At 71.7% G+C, this 20,036-nt stretch carries 17 protein-coding genes; 8 read left to right on the top strand and 9 right to left on the bottom strand.

Annotated elements, in window-relative coordinates; translation table 11 throughout:
• Positions 1 to 8 precede the first annotated feature (8 nt).
• The 4 genes from RWE79_RS17165 to RWE79_RS17150 form a co-directional block, all read right to left on the bottom strand.
• Positions 9 to 863 carry a 1,4-dihydroxy-6-naphthoate synthase gene (locus RWE79_RS17165; RefSeq protein ID WP_475940951.1) on the bottom strand — a complete coding sequence of 285 codons (855 nt, stop codon included), beginning with the start codon at positions 861 to 863 and terminating at the stop codon, positions 9 to 11.
• Positions 860 to 1,546, bottom strand: a complete 687-nt coding sequence (locus RWE79_RS17160) for a futalosine hydrolase (protein ID WP_475940950.1) — start codon at positions 1,544 to 1,546, stop codon at positions 860 to 862. The genes RWE79_RS17165 and RWE79_RS17160 overlap by 4 nt, the downstream gene beginning before the upstream one ends.
• A gap of 9 nt (positions 1,547 to 1,555) precedes the next feature.
• Positions 1,556 to 2,038, bottom strand: a complete 483-nt coding sequence (locus RWE79_RS17155; RefSeq protein WP_475940949.1) for a hypothetical protein — start codon at positions 2,036 to 2,038, stop codon at positions 1,556 to 1,558.
• Between the two features lie 82 nt (positions 2,039 to 2,120).
• Positions 2,121 to 3,548, bottom strand: a complete 1,428-nt coding sequence (locus RWE79_RS17150) for an MFS transporter (RefSeq protein WP_475940948.1) — start codon at positions 3,546 to 3,548, stop codon at positions 2,121 to 2,123.
• A gap of 225 nt (positions 3,549 to 3,773) precedes the next feature.
• On the opposite strand from RWE79_RS17150, the gene RWE79_RS17145 reads away from it, so the two are divergent.
• The 4 genes from RWE79_RS17145 to RWE79_RS17130 all read left to right on the top strand — a co-directional run bounded on the left by RWE79_RS17145 (position 3,774) and on the right by RWE79_RS17130 (position 10,082).
• On the top strand, positions 3,774 to 4,655 hold the full coding sequence (locus RWE79_RS17145) for a DUF3027 domain-containing protein (RefSeq protein ID WP_475940947.1): 882 nt from the start codon (positions 3,774 to 3,776) through the stop codon (positions 4,653 to 4,655).
• Positions 4,656 to 4,859: 204 nt separating this feature from the next.
• Positions 4,860 to 8,042, top strand: a complete 3,183-nt coding sequence (locus tag RWE79_RS17140; RefSeq protein WP_475940946.1) for a sacsin N-terminal ATP-binding-like domain-containing protein — start codon at positions 4,860 to 4,862, stop codon at positions 8,040 to 8,042.
• A 147-nt stretch (positions 8,043 to 8,189) separates the two neighbouring features.
• A complete protein-coding gene (locus RWE79_RS17135) occupies positions 8,190 to 8,972 on the top strand; it encodes a calcium-binding protein (protein WP_475940945.1) in 783 nt (260 codons plus the stop codon).
• A gap of 267 nt (positions 8,973 to 9,239) precedes the next feature.
• Positions 9,240 to 10,082: a hypothetical protein gene (locus RWE79_RS17130; RefSeq protein ID WP_475940944.1), complete on the top strand. Its 843-nt coding sequence runs from the start codon at positions 9,240 to 9,242 to the stop codon at positions 10,080 to 10,082.
• 15 nt (positions 10,083 to 10,097) lie between these two features.
• On the opposite strand, the gene RWE79_RS17125 is transcribed toward RWE79_RS17130, so the two are convergent.
• Positions 10,098 to 12,512: an HAD-IC family P-type ATPase gene (locus tag RWE79_RS17125; RefSeq protein WP_475940943.1), complete on the bottom strand. Its 2,415-nt coding sequence runs from the start codon at positions 12,510 to 12,512 to the stop codon at positions 10,098 to 10,100.
• Between the two features lie 75 nt (positions 12,513 to 12,587).
• Complete coding sequence (locus RWE79_RS17120; protein WP_475940942.1) at positions 12,588 to 12,908, bottom strand: DUF2530 domain-containing protein; 321 nt, start codon at positions 12,906 to 12,908, stop codon at positions 12,588 to 12,590.
• A 195-nt stretch (positions 12,909 to 13,103) separates the two neighbouring features.
• On the opposite strand from RWE79_RS17120, the gene RWE79_RS17115 reads away from it, so the two are divergent.
• Positions 13,104 to 14,561, top strand: a complete 1,458-nt coding sequence (locus tag RWE79_RS17115) for an NCS2 family permease (RefSeq protein WP_475940941.1) — start codon at positions 13,104 to 13,106, stop codon at positions 14,559 to 14,561.
• Here RWE79_RS17115 and RWE79_RS17110 read toward each other — a convergent pair.
• A complete protein-coding gene (locus RWE79_RS17110) occupies positions 14,528 to 14,728 on the bottom strand; it encodes a ribbon-helix-helix protein, CopG family (protein WP_475940940.1) in 201 nt (66 codons plus the stop codon). The genes RWE79_RS17115 and RWE79_RS17110 overlap by 34 nt on opposite strands.
• A 198-nt stretch (positions 14,729 to 14,926) precedes the next feature.
• On the opposite strand from RWE79_RS17110, the gene RWE79_RS17105 reads away from it, so the two are divergent.
• The 3 genes from RWE79_RS17105 to thpR all read left to right on the top strand — a co-directional run bounded on the left by RWE79_RS17105 (position 14,927) and on the right by thpR (position 17,382).
• Positions 14,927 to 15,304 carry a MarR family winged helix-turn-helix transcriptional regulator gene (locus RWE79_RS17105; protein WP_475945880.1) on the top strand — a complete coding sequence of 126 codons (378 nt, stop codon included), beginning with the start codon at positions 14,927 to 14,929 and terminating at the stop codon, positions 15,302 to 15,304.
• Positions 15,305 to 15,381: 77 nt separating this feature from the next.
• Complete coding sequence (locus RWE79_RS17100) at positions 15,382 to 16,755, top strand: MFS transporter (RefSeq protein WP_475940939.1); 1,374 nt, start codon at positions 15,382 to 15,384, stop codon at positions 16,753 to 16,755.
• A 21-nt stretch (positions 16,756 to 16,776) separates the two neighbouring features.
• Positions 16,777 to 17,382, top strand: coding sequence for an RNA 2',3'-cyclic phosphodiesterase (gene thpR / locus RWE79_RS17095; protein WP_475945878.1), 606 nt, complete (start codon positions 16,777 to 16,779; stop codon positions 17,380 to 17,382).
• 59 nt (positions 17,383 to 17,441) lie between these two features.
• On the opposite strand, the gene RWE79_RS17090 is transcribed toward thpR, so the two are convergent.
• Together RWE79_RS17090 and RWE79_RS17085 are read right to left on the bottom strand one after the other, a co-directional pair.
• A complete protein-coding gene (locus tag RWE79_RS17090) occupies positions 17,442 to 18,776 on the bottom strand; it encodes a M28 family peptidase (RefSeq protein ID WP_475940938.1) in 1,335 nt (444 codons plus the stop codon).
• A gap of 240 nt (positions 18,777 to 19,016) precedes the next feature.
• Positions 19,017 to 20,012, bottom strand: coding sequence for an aldo/keto reductase (locus RWE79_RS17085; protein WP_475940937.1), 996 nt, complete (start codon positions 20,010 to 20,012; stop codon positions 19,017 to 19,019).
• Positions 20,013 to 20,036 lie beyond the last annotated feature (24 nt).

Here is a 20,036-nt window from a genome sequence, read left to right as displayed (position 1 = left end):
CGGCCGGCTCAGAACTCCAGCGCGCCCGGGCCGAGGGGCGGCACCAGTCCCTCGGCCGCCGCGCGGGTCAGCAGCCCCCGTACCGCCGCGTAGCCGTCCTCGCCGAGGGCGGCGGTGAACTCGTTGACGTACAGCCCGATGTGCTGGTCGGCGACGCGCGGGTCCATCTCCTGGGAGTGCTCCAGGACATACCCGCGCGAGGCCTCGGGCTCGTCCCAGGCCATCGCCACGGACTGCCGGATGGCGTCCGCGATCCCGCGCAGCCGGGCCTGCCCCAGGGACCGCCTGGCGATGATCGCGCCGAGCGGGATGGGCAGGCCGGTGGTGGCCTCCCAGTGCTCGCCCATGTCGGCGAGCTTGTGGAGCCCGTAGTTCTGGTACGTGAAGCGGGCCTCGTGGATGACCAGACCGGCGTCAACCAGGCCGTCACGCACGGCCGGCATGATCTCGTGGAACGGCAGGACCTCGATCTTGCCGACCCCGCCCGGCACTTCGGCCGCCGCCCACAGCCGGAACAGCAGATACGCCGTGGACCGCTCGCTCGGCACCGCGACCGTCTTTCCGGCCAGGTCCGCCGACGCCCCCGGCTCCCGGGTGAGCACCAGCGGCCCGCAGCCACGGCCGAGCGCGCCGCCGCAGGGCAGCAGGGCGTAACGGTCGAGGACGTAGGGCAGCACCGCGTACGAGACCTTGAGGATGTCGGACTCGCCGCGCTCGGCCATGCCGTTGGTGATGTCGATGTCGGCGAAGGACACGTCGACCGGCGGCGCGCCCGGTACCAGGCCGTGGGCCCAGCCGTGGAAGACGAAGGTGTCGTTGGGGCAGGGCGAGTACGAGATCCGCAGTGCGTCGTCCGTGGTCACGGTCGGGCCTCCCAGGCGTCGAGTACGGGAGCGGCGACGCGGAACGCGTGCGTCAGCTCGGACAGCGCCCGGCCGATCTGCCAGGCGGCGCGGTCACGCGGGCCGACCGGGTTGGAGATCGCGCGGATCTCCAGGACGGGCGTGCGGTGCAGGGCCGCCGCCTCCGCCACCCCGAAGCCCTCCATGGCCTCGGCGGCGGCCCCGGGGTGACGGGCGGCCAGTTCGGCGGCGCGGGCGGCGCTGCCGGTGACCGTCGAGACGGTGAGTACGGGGCCGTGGGCCGCGCCGAGCGCCTCGGCGACCGCCCGCGACAGCCCCTCCGGGGGCACATGGACGGTGCGGCCGAACCCGAGCCGGTCGACCGGGGTGAATCCGTCCGGGGCGTCGGGGGAGTCCGGGGCGCCGGGGGTCTGCGCGCCCAGGTCGGCCGCGACGATCGCGTCCGCGACGACCAGCGACCCGACCGGGGCCAGCGGTTGGAACCCGCCGCCGATACCGGCCGAGACCACCAGGTCGTACCGGGCGCCGCCCGGGGCGGTGGCCAGCGCGGTGGCCGTACCGGCCGCGGCGGCCGCCGGACCCACCCCGGCGGCGAGCACGTCGTGGCCCGTGCCGGCGAGGGCGAGAGCCACGGCGTCGGCCTCGGCCGCCACGGCGGTCACGACGAGCAGACGGACAGCCACGGGTGCCTTCTAGCTCTTCTTGACGAGCTTGACCTTCCAGACGCCAAGGTAGTTCTTGGCGTTCTTGCCGGCCGTCTCGATGATGTTCAGGGTGACCGAGTCGGCGCTGGTGCCGGTCGAGGCGTCGGTGAAGAGCGAGTCCTTCTCACCGAGCGACCAGTACGTCTTGCCGGTCAGCACGTCGGTCTTCTGCGACAGCCCCGCCGCCACCAGCCAGCCCTTGTCGGCGACCTTCGGGTCGACACCGATACGCACCTGGTCACCCGCCTGGACGGTGATCGTCTTGGTGGGCTTGACCTTGTTCAGGCAGGCGGTGAAGGCCGCGCTGGTGAGGTTGTTGCCATCGGAGTAGCACTTGGCGTTGGCCTCGGTGGTCACGGTCTTGTCGCCCACGGTGACGGTCGCCAGCGGGGTCGGCTTCTCGCAGGCGGAGAGGGCGACCAGCCCGAGGGACACGACACCGATGGCGGCGGCACGGCGGCGAATGCTCATGGGGGTGAGGCTACCGGGCGGTCGCCGCCGCGCCGCCACGGGGTACGCCGTGTTCCCTCTCCCGGCCGCCCTCCCGCCTCCGTCAGGCCGCCCTGGTCCGGGGCGCCCGCGACGGGCCGCTCAGCCCCCGCAGGGCCACCGCGAAGCCCAGGGCCACCACGACGGAGGCCACCGCCATACCGACGGTGCCGTTGAGGGGCAGCACGATGCCCAGGGCGCCGCCGATCACCCAGGCGAGTTGCAGCGCGGTCTCGGAGCGGGCGAAGGCGGACGTACGGAACTGCTCGGGCACGTCGCGCTGGATCGTCGCGTCCAGGGAGAGCTTGCTCAGGGCCTGGCAGATACCCGCCACGGCCGCCAGCAGGGTGATGGTCGGCGTCCCGTACCAGGCGGCGGCCGAGGCGACGGCGACCAGCGCGCCCAGCAGCGCCGTCGCGATGATCTTCTCGGGCGCCCGGGCCCGCAGCCACGACCCCAGCGCCGTGCCGAAGGCGTTGCCGACGCCCGCCGCCACGGCGACCACCGACAGCGACAGGGCGGCGCTCAGGCCGCCCAGCGGATGCTCCCGCAGCAGGAACGCCAGGAACAGCGTCAGGAAGCCGGACAGGAAGCGCAGCGCGGCGTTCGCGCCGAGCGCGTTGAGCACGGCGGGCCCGACCGTGCGCAGCCCGGGCCGGGCACCCGGATCCGGCCTCGGATCCGGCCCCGGCCCCGGCCCCGGCTCCTGGGCGGGCGCCTGACCGTGTTTGTGCAGGTGCGGATGGTCACCGGCGGTCAGCTGGGCGCGGGCCTCGCCCTTGGCGGAGTCCACCTTGTGCGGGAGCGAGAAGGACAGCAGCGTGCCGCCCACGAAGATCACGAAGGCGCCGTAGAGCGGCGCGCCCGGCGAGAGCAGGTGCAGCAGCCCGCCGACCGGGGCCGCGACGGCCGTCGCCAGCAGCCCGGCCAGGGTCACCCGTGAGTTGGCCTTCACCAGCGTCGTACGGCCCGGGAGCAGCCGGGGCACGACCGCGCTGCGCACCACCCCGTACGCCTTGGAGCAGACCAGGACGCCCAGCGCTGCCGGATACAGCTCCAGCCCCGCGGTGGTCACCACGCCGGCCATCGTCCAGGCGAGAATCGCGCGGGCCAGCATCGACATCGCCATCGCGGCGCGGCGGCCGTGCGGGATGCGGTCCAGCAGCGGGCCGACCACCGGGGCGAGCAGCGCGAAGGGCGCCATCGTCACCAGCAGGTAGAGCGCGACGCGGCCGCGGGCCTCGCCGGTCGGGACGGAGAAGAAGATCGTGCTGGCGAGCGCGATCGTGATCAGCATGTCGCCGGCCGAGTTGACGGCGTGCAGTTCGATGAGTTTCGCCAGGCCGGACTCGCCCGCGCCGCCCGCATGCGTATGACGGCGGACGCGACGCCGCGTCGCGCTCCCCGAACGGTGCGCGGCGCGCGCGAGGGCGTTTCCCGCCTTGCGAATCGGTCCGGGTCCGGACGTCACCGTGCGTGCCACGCTGGTCATACTGCCCCACCGGACGCCATCATCACCTGTTCCGTACCCCATCCTTTGCGCATGCGGTGCGCACCGATAGCGTGCGATCCCGCAGAATGGTGTCAACAGGTGCGCCCGAGGTTGTCCGGAAGGTGGCGTCGACGCGGTCCCCAGGTCCGCTCCGCCATCACCCGCCCTCCGGTCGGCGTACGCGTGAAACGGCGTAGGAGAGAATCGATTCTTGTGAGTGCTGCGATGCGAAGCCGTACCCCTGACCGCCTGTGCGTCGAGGCGGTCGATGTCGCTCTCTCGGCTGCCGAAGAGGCATTCGGGCCCGACTCGGTCGGGGACCACCTCGGGGCGGTGGCCGAGGGCGACCGTGTCGTCACGCACCTTTTCGACTGTCGCGAACCCGCCTATCGGGGCTGGCGATGGGCGGTGACGCTGACCCGCGCCTCGCGCGCCAAGACCATCACCCTGGACGAGGCCGTGCTGCTGCCCGGTCCGGACGCGGTGCTCGCCCCCGAGTGGGTTCCCTGGAGCGAACGACTCCGTCCGGGTGACATGGGCCCCGGCGACCTGCTGCCGACCGATGCCGAGGACCTCCGGCTGGAACCCGGCTGGTCCGGCGAGGACACCCCCCCGCCGAACTCCGTGGTGGCCGAGGTCGCGGAGGCCGCCGGCGAGGACGACGTGGCCCTGGAACCCGCCGGGCCGCCCGCCGTCGGCACCATCGGCGCCGTCGCCGAACAGCTCGGCATGGGCCGCCCCCGCGTCCTGTCCCGGTTCGGGCTCTACACCGCCGCCGACCGCTGGGACGAGAACTACGGCCCGAAGACCCCGATGGCCCAGGCCGCCCCCGCCCCCTGCGTCAGCTGCGGCTTCCTGGTCCCCATGGCGGGCTCGCTCCGCCAGGCCTTCGGTGTCTGCGCCAACGAGTTCTCCCCGGCCGACGGGCGCGTCGTCGCCCTGACCTACGGCTGCGGCGGCCACTCCGAAGCCGCCGTCATGCCGCGGCCGCCGCAGCCGCCGGCCCCGGTGCTGGACGAGACCGCGATCGAGCCGATGCCGCTGCATCCCGACCGCCACGGCTCCGTGGAGGACAACGGCCCCGCCGAGGAACTCGGCCACTCCTGATCCGGCCCGGTGTCCTCGATCGCCGGGCGGGCTGAAAATCCAGCCCGCCCGGCGATCGAGGACGAACGGCCACCGGGCCGCACCTCGCGACGAGGCGTTCACGCCCGCGCACCGGCCGTGGAACCCTGCACCGCGCCCGGCGCGATACCTTGCACCCCGGGCAGGGCTTCGCTCCGCCAGAAGATCGCTGAGGGAGATGACGACGTGAGCGGCACGGGAGTGGTGCGGCGGGAGCCGGACGGCGGGGCGGATCCGTTCGGGACCGGCGGGCTGCGCCGCAGCGTGCTGGACGCGTGGGCGGCCTCGGCGGCGCGGTTCAGGGAGGACGCCAACGCCGAGGAGGACCTCGCGCTCGGCGGGTACCGGGACCGCCTGGTCATCGAACTGGCCCAGAACGCGGCGGACGCCGCCGTACGGGCCGGGACCCGCGGCCGGCTCCGTCTGACGCTGCGCGAGGGCGTGCTCGCCGCCGCCAACACCGGCGCCCATCTCGATGTCGCCGGTGTCGAGTCGCTGTCGACGCTGCGCGCGAGCGCCAAGCGCGAGGACGCCGACGACAGCGGCACCGTCGGCCGCTTCGGCGTCGGCTTCTCCGCCGTGCTCGCGGTGAGTGACGAGCCGGCCGTCGTCAGCCGCAGCGGCGGCGTCCGCTGGTCCCTCGCCGAGGCCCGCGACCTGGTGGCCGGCACCCCGGCGCTCGCCGACGAACTGCGCCGCAGGGACGGCCACGTACCGCTGCTCCGGCTCCCGTTCCCGGCCGAGGGCACCGCGCCCGAGGAGTACGACACGGTCGTCGTGCTGCCGCTGCGCGACGGCGCCGCCGAGGACCTGGCCGAGCGGCTGCTCGCCGGGATCGACGACGCGCTGCTGCTCACCCTCACCGGCCTGGACGAGGTCGTCGTCGACACGCCGGAGGGCGTACGCACCCTGACGCGCCGTCAGCAGGACGACGGCACCGTCCTGGTCGAGGACAGCGCGGACGGCGCGGCCCGCAGCACCCGGTGGCGCACCGTGAGCGACGGCGGACGGCTGGACGCCGCACTGCTGGCCGACCGCCCCGTCGAGGAGCGGCTGCGGCCCGTGTGGTCGCTGACCTGGGCGGTCCCGGTCGACGCGGACGGCGCGCCCGCCCGCCCCCGTACGGCGGGCTTCGTGCACGCCCCGACCCCCACCGACGAGCCGCTGGGCCTGCCCGCCCTGCTGGTCGCCTCGCTGCCCCTGGACCCGACGCGCCGGCACGCCGCACCGGGCCCGCTCACCGACTTCCTGATCGACCGGGCCGCGCAGGCGTACGTCCGGCTGCTCAGCGCCTGGCAGCCGGTCACCGCCGGCATCGTGGACCTGGTGCCCGGCCCGCTCGGCAAGGGCGAACTCGACGCGGAACTGCGCCGGCACATCCTCGCCGCACTGCCCCGCACGGCCTTCCTGCCCCGCGCCGTCGCGGTGGAGAAGGACGACCCGGAAGCCCTCCCGGTGGCGCTGCGCCCCGTCGAGGCCGAGGTCCTGGAAGGCGCGGGCGCGGCGACGGTGGCCGTCCTGGCCGAGGTCTTCCCCAGCCTGCTGCCCGCCGGCCTGGAACGGCGCCCCGAACTGCGCGTCCTGGGCGTGGCCCGCCTCCCGCTGGGCGACGCCATCGACCGCCTCGCCGGCGCCGAGCGCCCCGCGCCCTGGTGGCGGCGGCTCTACGACTCCCTCACCGGCACCGACCCGGACCGGCTCAGCGGCCTGCCGGTGCCGCTGGCGGACGGGCGGACCGCGATCGGGCCCCGGCAGATCCTGCTCCCCCTCCCCGAGATGGACAGCCTGTACGGGGACACCGCGCCGGCCGAGCGCGACGCCCTGCCCGCCGCCGCCGAACTGGCCCGGCTCGGCCTGAAGGTGGCCCACCCCGACGCCGCCCACCCCCTGCTGGAGAAGCTGGGCGCCACCCCTGCCACCCCCCGGGCGGTCCTGACGACCCCGCAGGTGCGGGCGGCCGTGGCCGGTTCGCTGGACGCGGGCGAGTCCTGGGACGACGAGGCGCTGGACTCCGAGGAACTGGCCGAGGTCGTCCTCGGCCTGGTCCGGGCCGCCCGGCTCGCCCCCGGCGACGAACCCTGGCTGGCCGCGCTCGCCCTGACCGACGACGAGGGCGAGCCGGCCCCCGCCGGCGAGCTGGTCCTGCCGGGCAGTGCCTTCGAGAGGGTCGTCCGGGACGGCGAACTCGGCGCCGTCGACGCCGACCTGGCCGCCCGCTGGGGCGAGCAGCCGCTGACCGCCGTCGGCGTCCTGGCCACCTTCGCGCTGGTCCGCGCCGCCGACGTGGTCCTGGACCCGGACGAGCTGGAGCCCCGCGAGAGCGACTGGGCCGAGCCGGACGACGCCGGCCTGCTCGACGCGGTCGACGTGTGGTGCGAGGACGTACTCGACCACCTCCCCGAGAGCGACGTCCCGCCCGTCGCCACCGAGATCATCGCCGTCCGGGACCTCGACCTGGTCGACGACGACGCCTGGCCCGAAGCCCTCGCCATGCTCTCCCGGCCCCCGCTCCGGGACGCCATCACCCAGCCCGTCCGTGTCCTCCTCCCCGACGGCACCACCGAGTCCGTCCGCCCCTACGCGGCCTGGTGGCTCCGCGACCACCCGGTGCTGGACGGCCGCCGCCCGGTGGGCCTGCGCGCCGCCGGATCGGACCCGCTGCTCGCCGGGCTCTACGACGAGGTCGAGGCCGGCGCCGCCGACGAGCAGGTGCTGCGCGCCCTGGGGGTACGCACCACCGCCGCCGCCCTCCTGGACGAACCCGGCGGCGCGGCCGAGCTGCTGGCCCGCCTCGCCGACCCCGCCCGAACCGTCACCCCCGGCCGGCTCCACCGGCTCTACGCCGAGCTGGCCGCCCTCGACCCCGAGCAGGTCACCCTCCCCGACGAGCTCCGCGCCGTCGTCGACGGCCACCGGGTGACGGTCGTCGACGCCGCCGACACCCTGGTCGCCGACGCCCCCGACCTCCTCCCGCTGGCCACCGGCCGCGCCCTGCTCCCCGTCCCGCCCTCCCGCGCCGCCGACCTCGCAGAGCTCCTCCAGGTCCGCCGGCTCAGTGAGGCCTGCCCGGCCCCCGTCGTCTCCCGCGGCGAACCGCACGCCGTCCCGGACGCCGTCCGCGAACTCCTGCCGGGCGCCCCCCTGTCGTACGTCGAGCACGAGGAGCTGCTGGTCGACGACGGCGACGGCGGCCGCCTCGAACTCGACTGGCGCTGGGCCGACGGCACCCTGCACGCCGCCACCGTCGAAGGCGTCGCCGCCGGCCTGGCCTGGGCCGCCGGACAGTGGCAGCGGCGCTTCGAGGTCGCGGCACTCCTGGAGGACCCGACCCGCACCGAGGAACTGGCCCGTGACCGCTGGTTCGACTGAGCAGTTCAAAATCTTCACCTGGAAGCCGGTGGGAAGACACGGGGAGCTGTTGTGAAGATCCGGTGGGGGACTAAGGTTTCGGCCAGTTGACGTTCATGTGCTGCGCCCGTCGGGCGCCGCGTGACGTCCTGAGTCATGTGGGGAAACATGCGTATACGTACCGCCGCAGCCGCCGTCACCGGCGCTCTGGCCCTCTCCGCCTTCGCCGTACCGGCGGCGCACGCCGACACCGACAGCCCGGCCACGGTCAAGAGCGCTGCCGTCAACGGCGGCAAGGCCATCGTGCTCGACGCCTCCAGCACCAAGACGTTCAAGGCCACCGTCACCGCGAGTGACGACTCCGGCATCGAGCTCGCGGGTGTCGCCTATCTGCACAACTCCGCCGGCGACGAGATCGCGACCACCAGCGACGACCCGTCGTGCGTCGTCGTCAGCAGCACCACGTCGACCTGCACGGTCACCTTCAAGGTGAAGGCCGTCGACGACATCAAGGACAACGCGCTGGCCGGCACCTGGTACGCCGCGGTCGCGGTGATCCCGAACGACTACAACGAGGACACCGGCGACGGCGTGGTCTTCAAGGACAAGGCCGCCAAGACCAAGGTCCAGCGCAAGTCCAAGCTGGCCACGGCCAACGCCACCCCGGAGCCGGTCAAGAAGGGCAAGACCCTGACCGTCACCGGCAAGCTCACCTTCGCCAACTGGGCCTCGGGCGGCTCCACGGGCTACGCCAACCGCTCGGTGAAGCTCCAGTTCCGCAAGAAGGGCACCAGCACCTACACCACGCTCAAGACCGTCACGACGACGAGCAAGGGTGCCCTCAAGGCCACCACCAAGGCGAAGTCCGACGGTTACTACCGCTGGTCCTACGCCGGCACCACCGGCACCTCCGCGGTCAGCTCCGCCACGGACTACGTGAACGTCAAGTAGCGCCGTCGGTCCGTCGATCGCCGGGCCGGCCGGACATCGGCCGGCCCCGGCGCTCGGGGACGAAGCGGGCACCGGACGGACCCGGTGAGCCAACGAGATCACCGCGCCGGCCACCCCCAGGGGCGGCTTTCCGGCGTGATCCGGTCATCCGGGATGGCTGATATCCGGTGCCCGCCGGTCTCGTAGATATGTACGATGCGATGGTCAAGGGGCCCCTGCCGGGGGGAATTCGGCGGGGCCCGATCATTCACTGTGGGGGATCGCAATATGCGCGTACGCGCCACCGTCGCCGCTGTTTCCGGCGCCGTCATCCTGTCCGCCCTCGCGCTTCCGGCCGTCGCTCAGGCCGATGTGCGCCCGGGAACGAGGACGCTCGGCTCCGTCACCTCGAAGTCCATGCGGGCTCAGGTCGCGGTCGGTAACGACACCTTCTCGAACGGTGTCATCAACAGCGGCAAGGACATCGTCCTCGGCACCACCACCAAGAAGTCCGTCAGCGTCACGTACACCGTCACCAGCCCGGACGGCTTCCTCAACTCCTGGGTCGCGCTGTGGCAGGGCACCGACACGGAGACGATCACGGGCGAGATCGACGCTCCGGGCAACTCCACCTGCACCGCGACGGCCGCTGACGCGACCGTCTACAACTGCAAGGCCACCGTGGCGATCGACGCCTCGTACAGCCTGTACGAGAACGGTGTGGCCGGCACCTGGAAGCTGTTCGCCGCCACCACCGACAGCGACGACGTCGCTCAGGCGTACGACGACGCGGCCGGCTCCGCCAAGATCAAGCGCAACGCCAAGCTGACGGCCAACGCCGCGCCCGAGCCGGTCAAGAAGGGCAAGACCATCACGGTCACCGGCAAGCTCACCCGCGCCAACTGGAACACCGGCGCCTACTCGACCTACAAGGGCCAGTCGGTGCAGCTGCAGTTCCGCAAGAAGGGCAGCGACACCTACACCACCCTCAAGAGCGTCACCAGCGGCACCGCCGGCGCTCTGAAGGCCACCACCACGGCCAAGTCCGACGGCTACTACCGCTTCGTCTACGCGGGCAACGGCACCACCGGCGCCGTCAAGGCGACCGGCGACTTCGTCGACGTCAAGTAGCTCTCACCCCTGGCTCTACCCCGGCGCCGGGTCACCGTCCAGTACGGCGACCCGGCGCCACACTGTTTCCAGGACCAGGCCGGCCACGGCGGCCACGGCCACCGCGGTCCAGGGGCCCTGGGTGCCGACCAGCCTGAGGGCGAAGAAGTCCTGGAGCCAGGGGACGGCGAGGACGACGAGGAAGGCGACGGCCATGGCCAGCACGAGCAGCACGCGCCACCAGGTGTAGGGGCGGGCGACGATGGCCAGCACCCACATCGAGACCAGGAAGAGGGTCAGCGTCGCCGCGCTGGTCTCGGCTTCCAGGGCGCCCGCGCCCTGATAGTGGTGCCGGGCCAGCAGATACGTCACGAAGGTCGCGAAGCCCGCGATGAGCCCGGCGGGCAGCGAGTAGCGCATCACGCGGCGTACGAAGTGCGGCCGGGCGCGCTCCTTGTTGGGGGCGAGGGCCAGGAAGAAGGCCGGCACGCCGATGGTGAGCGTGGACAGCAGCGTCAGATGCCGGGGCAGGAAGGGATAGGGCACCTGCCAGACGGCCACCAGCACCGCCAGCAGCACCGAGTAGACGGTCTTGGTCAGGAAGAGGGTCGCCACCCGGGTGATGTTGCCGATGACCCGGCGGCCCTCGGCGACGATCGAGGGCAGGGTGGCGAAGCTGTTGTCGAGCAGCACGATCTGGGCGACCGCCCTGGTCGCCTCGCTGCCCGAGCCCATCGCGACGCCGATGTCGGCGTCCTTGAGGGCCAGCACGTCGTTGACGCCGTCGCCCGTCATCGCGACGGTGTGGCCGCGGGACTGCAACGCGCCGACCATCTCCCGCTTCTGCTGCGGGCTGACCCGGCCGAACACGGTGGCCCGGTCCATCTCGGCGGCCATCGCGTGCTGTTCGGCGGGCAGCCGGCGGGCGTCGACGGTCCGTTCCGCGCCGGGGACGCCCAGTTTTCCGGCGACGGCGCCGACGGAGACCGCGTTGTCGCCGGAGATCACCTTGGTGTGGACCTGCTGCTCGGCGAAGTAGCGCAGGGTGTCGCCGGCGTCGGGACGCAGCCGCTGCTCCAGGACGACGAGCGCGGCCGGGCCGACCGCCGCGGTCACCGCCGGGTCGTCGAGGTCCTTGTGGGTGTCCGGGTCGGTGTGGGCGCGGGCCAGCAGCAGGACGCGCAGGCCGCCGTCGTTGAGCCGGTCGACCTCGGCCAGCGCCGGGTCACCTGGCGCCAGCAGGACGTCGGGGGCGCCCAGCAGCCACGTACTGCTGACGCCGTCGGGCTCGTTGAAGGCGGCGGCGCTGAACTTGCGGGCCGAGGAGAAGGGCAGCGACTCGGTGCACCGCCAGGGCGGCTCCGGCTCCGGGAAGGCGGCGATGACCGCTTCCAGGCTGGCGTTGGGGCGCGGGTCGGCGGCTCCGAGGGCGCCGAGGACCCGCTTGACGTAGGCCTGGTCGGATCCGGCCAGCGGCCGCAGCTCGGTGACGTCCATGCCGCCCTCGGTGAGGGTGCCGGTCTTGTCGAGGCAGACCACGTCGACGCGGGCCAGCCCCTCGATCGCGGGCAGTTCCTGCACCAGGCACTGCTTGCGGCCGAGCCGGACGACGCCGATGGCGAAGGCCACCGAGGTGAGCAGGACCAGCCCCTCGGGGACCATCGGCACGATGCCGCCGACCATGCGGAGCACGGCCTCGCGCCAGTCGTGCCGTTCGACCAGCAGCTGGCTGATGATGAGCCCGATCGCGGTCGGGACCATCATCCAGGTCACGTACTTCAGGATCCGGCTGATGCCGCTGCGCAGCTCGGAGTGGACCAGCGTGAACCGGCTGGCCTCCTCCGCGAGCTGCGCGGCGTACGCCTCCCGGCCCACCCTGGTGGCCCGGAACGCGCCGCCGCCCGCGACCACGAAGCTGCCCGACATGACCTCGGCCCCGGGCTGCTTGACGACCGGGTCGGCCTCGCCGGTGAGCAGGGACTCGTCGATCTCCAGGCTGTCGGACTCCACGATCTCGCCGTCGACCACCACCTTGTCGCCGGGGCCGAGTTCGATGACGTCGTCCAGGACGATCCCGTAGGTCGGCACGGGCGCGGCCACGCCGTCGCGGCGCACGGTGGGTTTCGCCTCGCCGATGACGGCCAGGCTGTCGAGGGTCTGCTTGGCGCGCCACTCCTGGACGATGCCGATCGCGGTGTTCGCGACGATGACGAAGCCGAACAGCCCGTCCTGGATCGGGCCGACCGCCAGGATGATCAGGAACAGCACGCCGATGATCGCGTTGAACCGCGTGAAGACGTTCGCCCGGACGATCTCCCCGAACGAGCGGGAGGAGCGCACGGGTACGTCGTTGACCTCTCCGCGCGCGACCCGTTCGGCGACCTCGGCCGTCGTGAGGCCACGGGTGCCGACCGCTCCGGGCACGGCCTCGGTCTCCACGCGATCCGTCATGAATTCGACGGTACGTGCGGAACGGCTCCGCCACCCCCCGAGTCCCGCGTCCTGCGGGTCATCCAGGGGTCGGCGTCATCCCTGAGGCTGACCCGGGCCGGCGGTGGTGTCGTCCTCGCCGGCGCCCCCGTCGGCCGGCCGCCGCAGCGCCTCGCGCAGCAGCGCGGCCCGCCGGGCGCGTACGTAGGTCAGGCCGATCAGACCCAGGCCTGCACCGGCCAGGCAGGTCCAGATCATCCAGGCGTGGCCGTGGTCGGCGTACCAGCCGTAGAAGGGCAGCTGGACGACGAAGAGAGCGAACCAGACGATCGTGCCGATCGTCACGGTCGCGACGTCGTTCGCCTCCAGGGGCTCGGGAGCCTCGCGCTCCGGCGTCGTCCACTTGCTCATGCGCATGCGCACAGCGTATGCGCTCCAGCCGCTCATCTACGCGCGGAGATAGCGCTCACGCCGTATATATGTTCATACTGAAACGGTCCGGGTCTGACCGGATTCATTCGTACGAAGCTCCTAACGTACTTCTGACTGATCTCTGACGGATCTCTGACCGGCTCGGATCAACCTCGGCACCCGCACCCCGCAAGGACCCGCATGTCCCCCTCGGCCACGGCGTCTGTCGACGCCGCCCAGCTGCCTTCCGAGCCTCCCAACGGCGGGCTCGACCGCTTCTTCCGGATCTCCGAACGGGGATCGTCCATCTCCCGCGAGGTTCGCGGGGGCCTGGCCACCTTCTTCGCGATGGCCTACATCATCGTGCTGAACCCGATCATCCTCAGCTCGGGCACCGACAAGTTCGGTCACCACCTGGACAACGGCCAGCTGGTCACCGCCACGGTGATCACCGCCGCCTTCACCACGCTGCTGATGGGTGTGGTCGGCAATGTGCCGATCGCGCTCGCCGCCGGGCTCGGCGTCAACAGCGTGGTCGCGCTCCAGCTCGCCCCGCGGATGAGCTGGCCGGACGCGATGGGCATGGTCGTACTGGCCGGCTTCGCGATCATGCTCCTGGTGGCCACCGGACTGCGGGAGCGCGTGATGAGCGCCGTTCCGATCGGTCTGCGCAAGGCGATCGCGATCGGTATCGGCCTGTTCATCATGCTGATCGGCCTGGTCGACGGCGGATTCGTCACCCGGATGCCCGACGCGGCGCACACCACCGTCCCGCTCCAGCTCGGCGGCGACGGCCACCTCGACGGCTGGCCGGTGCTGATCTTCATCCTGGGCGTGCTGCTCACCCTGGTCCTGATCATCCGCAAGGTGGCGGGCGCGATCCTGATCAGCATCGTGGCGATGACCGGGCTGGCACTGATCGTCAACGCGGCCGTGGACGTCAAGGCCGGCGCGTGGGGCCTGACCGTGCCGCAGTGGCCGGGCAACCCGGTCTCGTCGCCCGACTTCGGGCTCATCGGGAAGGTCAGCCTCTTCGGCGGCTTCCACGAGGTCGGCATCGTCACGGGAGTGCTGTTCGTCTTCACCGTGCTGCTGAGCTGCTTCTTCGACGCGATGGGCACGATCCTCGGTGTCAGCGACGAGGCGGGCCTGCTGGACTCCCGGGGTGACCTGCCCGGCATGAACAAGGTGCTGATGGTCGACGGCATCGCCACCGCCGCCGGCGGCTTCTCCTCCAGCTCCGCCAACACCTGCTTCGCCGAGTCGACGGCCGGGGCAGGTGAGGGCGCCCGTACCGGCCTGGCCTCGATCGTCACGGGCCTGCTGTTCGTGGTCGCGCTGTTCCTCACGCCGATCGCCACCATGGTCCCGGCCCAGGCGGCGACACCGGCGCTGGTCGCGGTCGGCTTCCTGATCCTGGCGGGCGGCATCCGGGACATCGACTGGAGCGACTACACGATCGCCGTCCCGGCGTTCCTGACCATGCTGCTGATGCCCTTCACGTACTCGATCACCAACGGCATCGGTATCGGCTTCATCGTCTTCTGTGTGCTGCGGCTCGCCGTCGGGCGGGGCCGTGAGGTGCCGGCGGCGCTGTACGTGGTGGCGGGCGTCTTCGCCTTCTACTACCTGATGCCGGCGCTGGGTCTGGCGTCGTAGAAGCGCTCGGTCTCGTCGACGGAGGCCTTGAGCCGCTCGTCGAAGTCATCGCGGATGAGCGTCCGGACTATGTAGTCCTGGACGCTCATTCCGTGTTTGGCGGCGTGTGTGCGGAGCCGGTCCAGCAGCTCCCCGTCTATGCGCATGCTGAGCACCCTCGTAGTCATGGAGTCAGGGTCCGGCCCCCATACCCCACCGTGTGGCTCTTTCCGGGGCGAACTCACTCGGACGGGTGAGTTCGGGCACAGATGCGTTTGGGTGCCACGCCGAAGTTTCCTTAGCGTAGGTAATGAGCTAACCTAACTATCGTGACCGAACTGTCCGAGGACGACCGCGCCGCGGTCAACTCGCTGCGCTCCGCCGTGATGCGGCTGTCGCGGCGGCTGCGCCACCAGCATGTGGACGAATCGCTCAGCCCGACCGAGATGTCGGTGCTGGGTACGCTCGCCCGCTGCGGCTCCGCCACGCCGGGGGAGCTGGCCCGCAAGGAGCACGTGCAGCCGCCGTCGATGACCCGCATCGTCGCGATGCTCGAAGGCAAGGGCCTGGTCCGCCGGGACCCCCATCCGGACGACCGCCGCCAGGTCGTCGTCAGGCAGACCGAGCAGGCCGAGGCCATGCTGGTCGAGAGCCGTCGCAAGCGGAACGTGTGGCTGTCGCAGCTCACCGAGCGCCTCACCGATGAGGAGCGCGCGGTGCTGCGCGAGGCCGCACCCGTCCTGGAGAAGCTCGCGCATCTGTAAGGAAGTTTCCTGACGAACAGCAACCAACACGTTGTCACCTGTCAGCTGTGACCTGTGAACGAGGAGGCGAACCCCGATTGAGTTCGGCAGCCGCATCAGACGCCGCACCCGAACCGAACACCGTCACGGCCGCCGGCAGCCGTGGTGGAACGTTCAGCTCCCTGAGAAACCGTAACTACCGGCTCTTCGCCGCCGGCGGCATCGTCTCCAACACCGGTACCTGGATGTCCCGCATCGCCCAGGACTGGCTGGTGCTCAGCCTCACAGGCTCCTCCTTCGCGGTCGGTATCACCACCGCCCTGCAGTTCCTGCCGATGCTGCTCTTCGGACTCTACGGCGGCGTCATCGCCGACCGCTGCTCCAAGCGGAAGATCCTCCTCGCCACCCAGGCCGCCATGGGCGCCCTCGGGCTCACCCTGGCCGCGCTCACCCTCAGCGGCCATGTCCAGGTCTGGCACGTCTACGCCATCGCCTTCGGCCTCGGCATGGTCACCGTCGTCGACAACCCCACCCGTCAGGCCTTCGTCGTCGAGATGGTGGGCCCGGCCGACGTGCGCAACGCGGTGTCGCTGAACTCCGCCAACTTCCAGTCCGCCCGGCTGATCGGCCCCGCCGTCGCCGGTGCGCTGATCACCGCGGTCGGCAGCGGCTGGGCCTTCCTCTTCAACGGCCTGTCCTTCCTGGCCCCGCTGGCCGGCCTGCTGCTCATGCGCGCCTCCGAGCTGCATGTGGTCGAGCGGGCCCCGCGCGGCAAGGGCCAGCTGAGAGAGGGCCTGCGCTATGTCGCCGGCCGGCCCGAGCTGATCTGGCCGATCGTGCTGGTGGGCTTCATCGGCACCTTCGCCTTCAACTTCCCCATCTGGCTCTCCGCCTTCGTGGACGACGTCTTCCACGGCGACGCCGGAATGTACGGGCTGTTCAACACTCTGATGGCCGTCGGATCGGTCGTCGGCGCGCTGCTCGCCGCCCGGCGCGGCAAGACCCGGATGCGGCTGCTGGTCGCCGCGGCCTTCGGCTTCGGCATCCTGGAGGCGGTGGCCGCGATGGCGCCGGAGTACTGGATGTTCGTCCTGCTGCTGGCCCCGATCGGGATCTTCGGGCTGACCTTCAACACGACGGCCAACGCCAGCGTCCAGCTCGCCACCGACCCCGTCATGCGCGGCCGCGTCATGAGCCTGTTCATGATGGTCTTCGTCGGCGGCACCCCCATCGGCGGACCCGTCATGGGCTGGGTCACCGACACCTACGGAGCCCGCGTCGGCTTCCTGTCCGGCGGCCTGATCGCGGCCGCCGCGGCGGTCGCCGTCGGCCTGGTCCTGGCTCGCGTCGGCGGGCTGCGCCTCAAGATCGACCTGCACGGCGGCCGGGGAAAAGACCGAAGGCTGATCGCCTTCGTCCCCCGGGAACCGGCTGAACCCGTCTCAGAGCCCGAGCTCGCGCCGGCGGCGTAGGTGTCGGGACAGGACGGCCGGGTGCGGCTCTTCGCGGCGGTGATGCCGCCGGAGCGGGTGATGCGGGAGCTGGACCACGCCGTCCGGGAGCTGCACGGGCTGCCGGACGCCGACGCGCTGCGCTGGACCGAGCGGGCGGGATGGCACCTCACGCTGGCCTTCCTCGGCGAGGTGGCCGGGGAACTGCTCCCGGCGCTGGGGGAGCGGCTGGACCGCGCCGCCCGCCGGCACGAGCCGTACCGGTCCGCGCTGGCCGGGGGCGGGCACTTCGGGGACCGTACGCTGTGGGCCGCGGTGGCCGGGGCCGATCCGGCGCGGCTGGCCGGCTCCGTGGAGGCGGCGGCCCGCAGGGCCGGGGTGGCGGTCGCCGCCGAGCACCGTTTCCACGCCCACCTCACGCTGGCCCGGCAGCGTACCCACGGCCAGGTGCGGCTGCGGCCCTTCGCGCAGGCGCTGGCCGGCTTCGCGGGTACGCCCTGGACGGTGGACGCCGTCGCCCTCGTACGCAGCCACGCCCCCGCCACCGGGGTGCCGGGGGCGCAGCCGCGTTACGAGGTGCTCAGGACCTGCCCGCTGGGGCGCGAGGCGGGCCCGTTAGTCTCGGTACGTGGATCCCAAGACCCGTAGCCGAGTGATGGCCGTCGCGCTGGTGCTGCTGGTGGCCGTGGTGGTCGTCACCGCCGCACTCAGAAGGTGAGCTTCCAGCTGTCGATGTAGCCGGTGTCCTGGGACGCGACGTCCTGCACACGCAGCTTCCAGGTGCCGTTGGCCGTCTCGGTCGAGGCGTTGACGGTGTACGTCGTGATGACGTTGTCCGCCGAGTCGCTGCTGCTGGAGCTCTTCAGGCGGTAGGTACTGCTGTCGGGTGCCACCAGGTCGATGACCAGGTCGCCGCGCCAGGTGTGCTTGATGTCGACGGCGACCGCGAGTGCCGCGGGGGCGTTGCCGGAGATGCCGGTGACGGTGATCGGGGACTCGACGGCGGTGCTGTTGTCGCCGATGGTGACGTCGGCGGTGTTCTCGAAGCTGGTGCCGGTCGGCGGGGTGGTGGTCGTGCCGCTCAGGGTCCAGATCGCGTTGGCGATGGCGTCACTGTTGTTGTCCAGCGCGGTGGTGTCGATGTTCGACGAGGTGTCGCAGGAGGCGTGGTAGCAGGCGTCGAAGGCCTTGCCGGAGGTGCCGCCCCACTTCGTGGCCTGGGCGGTGGTCTTGATGTAGTCGGCGCCGCTGAACAGGCCGCCGACGGGTATGCCGGCGCTGTCGAACGGCGCGTGGTCGGAGCGGCCGTCACCCTCGGTCTCGGCCTCGGTGGCGATGCCCTTGGCGGTGAACCAGTCCTTGAACACGGCCTCCAGCGTGGCGTCGTCGTCATAGACGAAGTAGCCGGGGTTGGGGGAGCCGATCATGTCGAAGTTCAGGTAGCCGTCGATCTTCGCCAGGTTGGTGGTGGAGAGGTTGTTGACGTAGTACTTCGAGCCGATCATGCCCAGCTCCTCGGCGCCCCACCAGGCGAATCTCAGGTGCTTGGTGGGCTGGTAGGCGGTGCTGGCGACGGCCAGCGCGGTCTCCAGGATGGCCGCCGAGCCGGAGCCGTTGTCGTTGATGCCGGGGCCGGCGGTGACGGAGTCGAGGTGGGCGCCCGCCATGATCACGTTGTCGGTGTCGCCGCCGGGCCAGTCCGCGATGAGGTTGTAGCCCGTGGACCCGCTGGAGGTGAAGGTCTGCAGCGTGGTGGTGAAGCCGGCCGCGTCCAGCTTGGCCTTCACGTAGTCGACCGAGGCCTTGTAGCCGGTCCGGCCGTGGGCGCGGTTGCCGCCGTTGGCGGTGGCGATCGACTGGAGCTGGGTGAGGTGGGCCTTGACGTTGGTCACGGAGATGTCGGGTGCCGCCAGGGTCCCGACGGCGGCCGGGGTGGCGGGCGCGGCCGAGGCCGGGGCTATGGCGACCAGGACGGTGGCCGTCACCGCTGCGGCGGCCGCGCGGCACAGGAGGCGTAGGCGGGTGCGGTCTGCTGAGGACACTGAAGACTCCGGTACGTGTGGGGGAACGTGCCGTCTGTTTGACGTGGACATGATGCTGTGGTTTCTCTGTGCACCACGTCAAGACCACATACCGGACGCGGCTCCACAAGAATCGGGCGGGGAGGTCGCCCTCCCCGCCCATTCTTCCGCCGATCCGGCCCCTGGGCCGTTCAGGCGCCCCTCAGGCCGCTGCCGTGCCCGGTGCCACCCGTGTCGCTGGTGTCGCTGGTGTCACCGGTGTCACCAGGCGAAGGCTTCCGGTGCCGGGCCCGTGCCCGGGAAGACCTCGTCCAGGGCGGCCAGGAACTCGTCCGACAGCTTGAGCTCGACCGCCCGCAGCGCGGAGTCCAGCTGCTCCTGGGTGCGCGGGCCGACGATCGGGCCGGTCACCCCGGGCCGGGTCAGCAGCCAGGCGAGTGCCACGTCACCGGGCTGCAGGTCGTGCTTGTCGACCAGGTCCTCGTACGCCTGGACCTGCTCGCGCAGGGACGAGTTCTTCAGGGCGTCGGCGCTGCGGCCGGAGGTGGAGCGGGCACCCCCGCCCTCGCGCTCCTTGCGCAGCGCGCCGCCGAGAAGACCGCCGTGCAGCGGGGACCAGGGGATGACGCCGAGACCGTAGACCTGGGCCGCCGGAAGGACCTCCATCTCGACCCGCCGTTCGACGAGGTTGTAGAGGCACTGCTCGCTGACCAGGCCCAGCGAGTTGCGGCGGGCGGCCGCCTCGTTGGCGCGGGCGATGCCCCAGCCGTTGAAGTTGGAGGATCCCACATAGAGGATCTTGCCCTGCTGGACCAGCAGGTCGATCGCCTGCCAGATCTCGTCCCAGGGTGTCGCCCGGTCGATGTGGTGGAACTGGTAGAGGTCGATGTAGTCGGTGCCGAGCCGCTTGAGCGAGGCGTCGCAGGCACGGCGGATGTTGAGGGCGGACAGTTTGTCCTCGTTGGGCCAGGGGCTGTCCGTCGCGGACATGTTCCCGTAGACCTTGGTCGCCAGGATCGTCTTCTCCCGCCGGCCGCCGCCCTTGGCGAACCAGCTGCCGATGATCTCCTCGGTGCGGCCCTTGTTCTCGCCCCAGCCGTAGACATTGGCGGTGTCGAAGAAGTTGACGCCCGCGTCGAGCGCCGAATCCATGATCGCGTGACTGTCGGCCTCATCCGTCTGAGGACCGAAGTTCATTGTGCCGAGGACCAGTCGGCTGACCTTGAGACCGGTGCGTCCGAGCTGTGTGTACTCCATGAACGACTAGCCAATCGCTTGGAG

The organism is Streptomyces sp. RLA131, assembly GCF_056270125.1.
The sequence above is the reverse complement of the archived record's forward strand: the minus strand, read 5'-3'. Positions and strand labels throughout refer to the sequence as shown.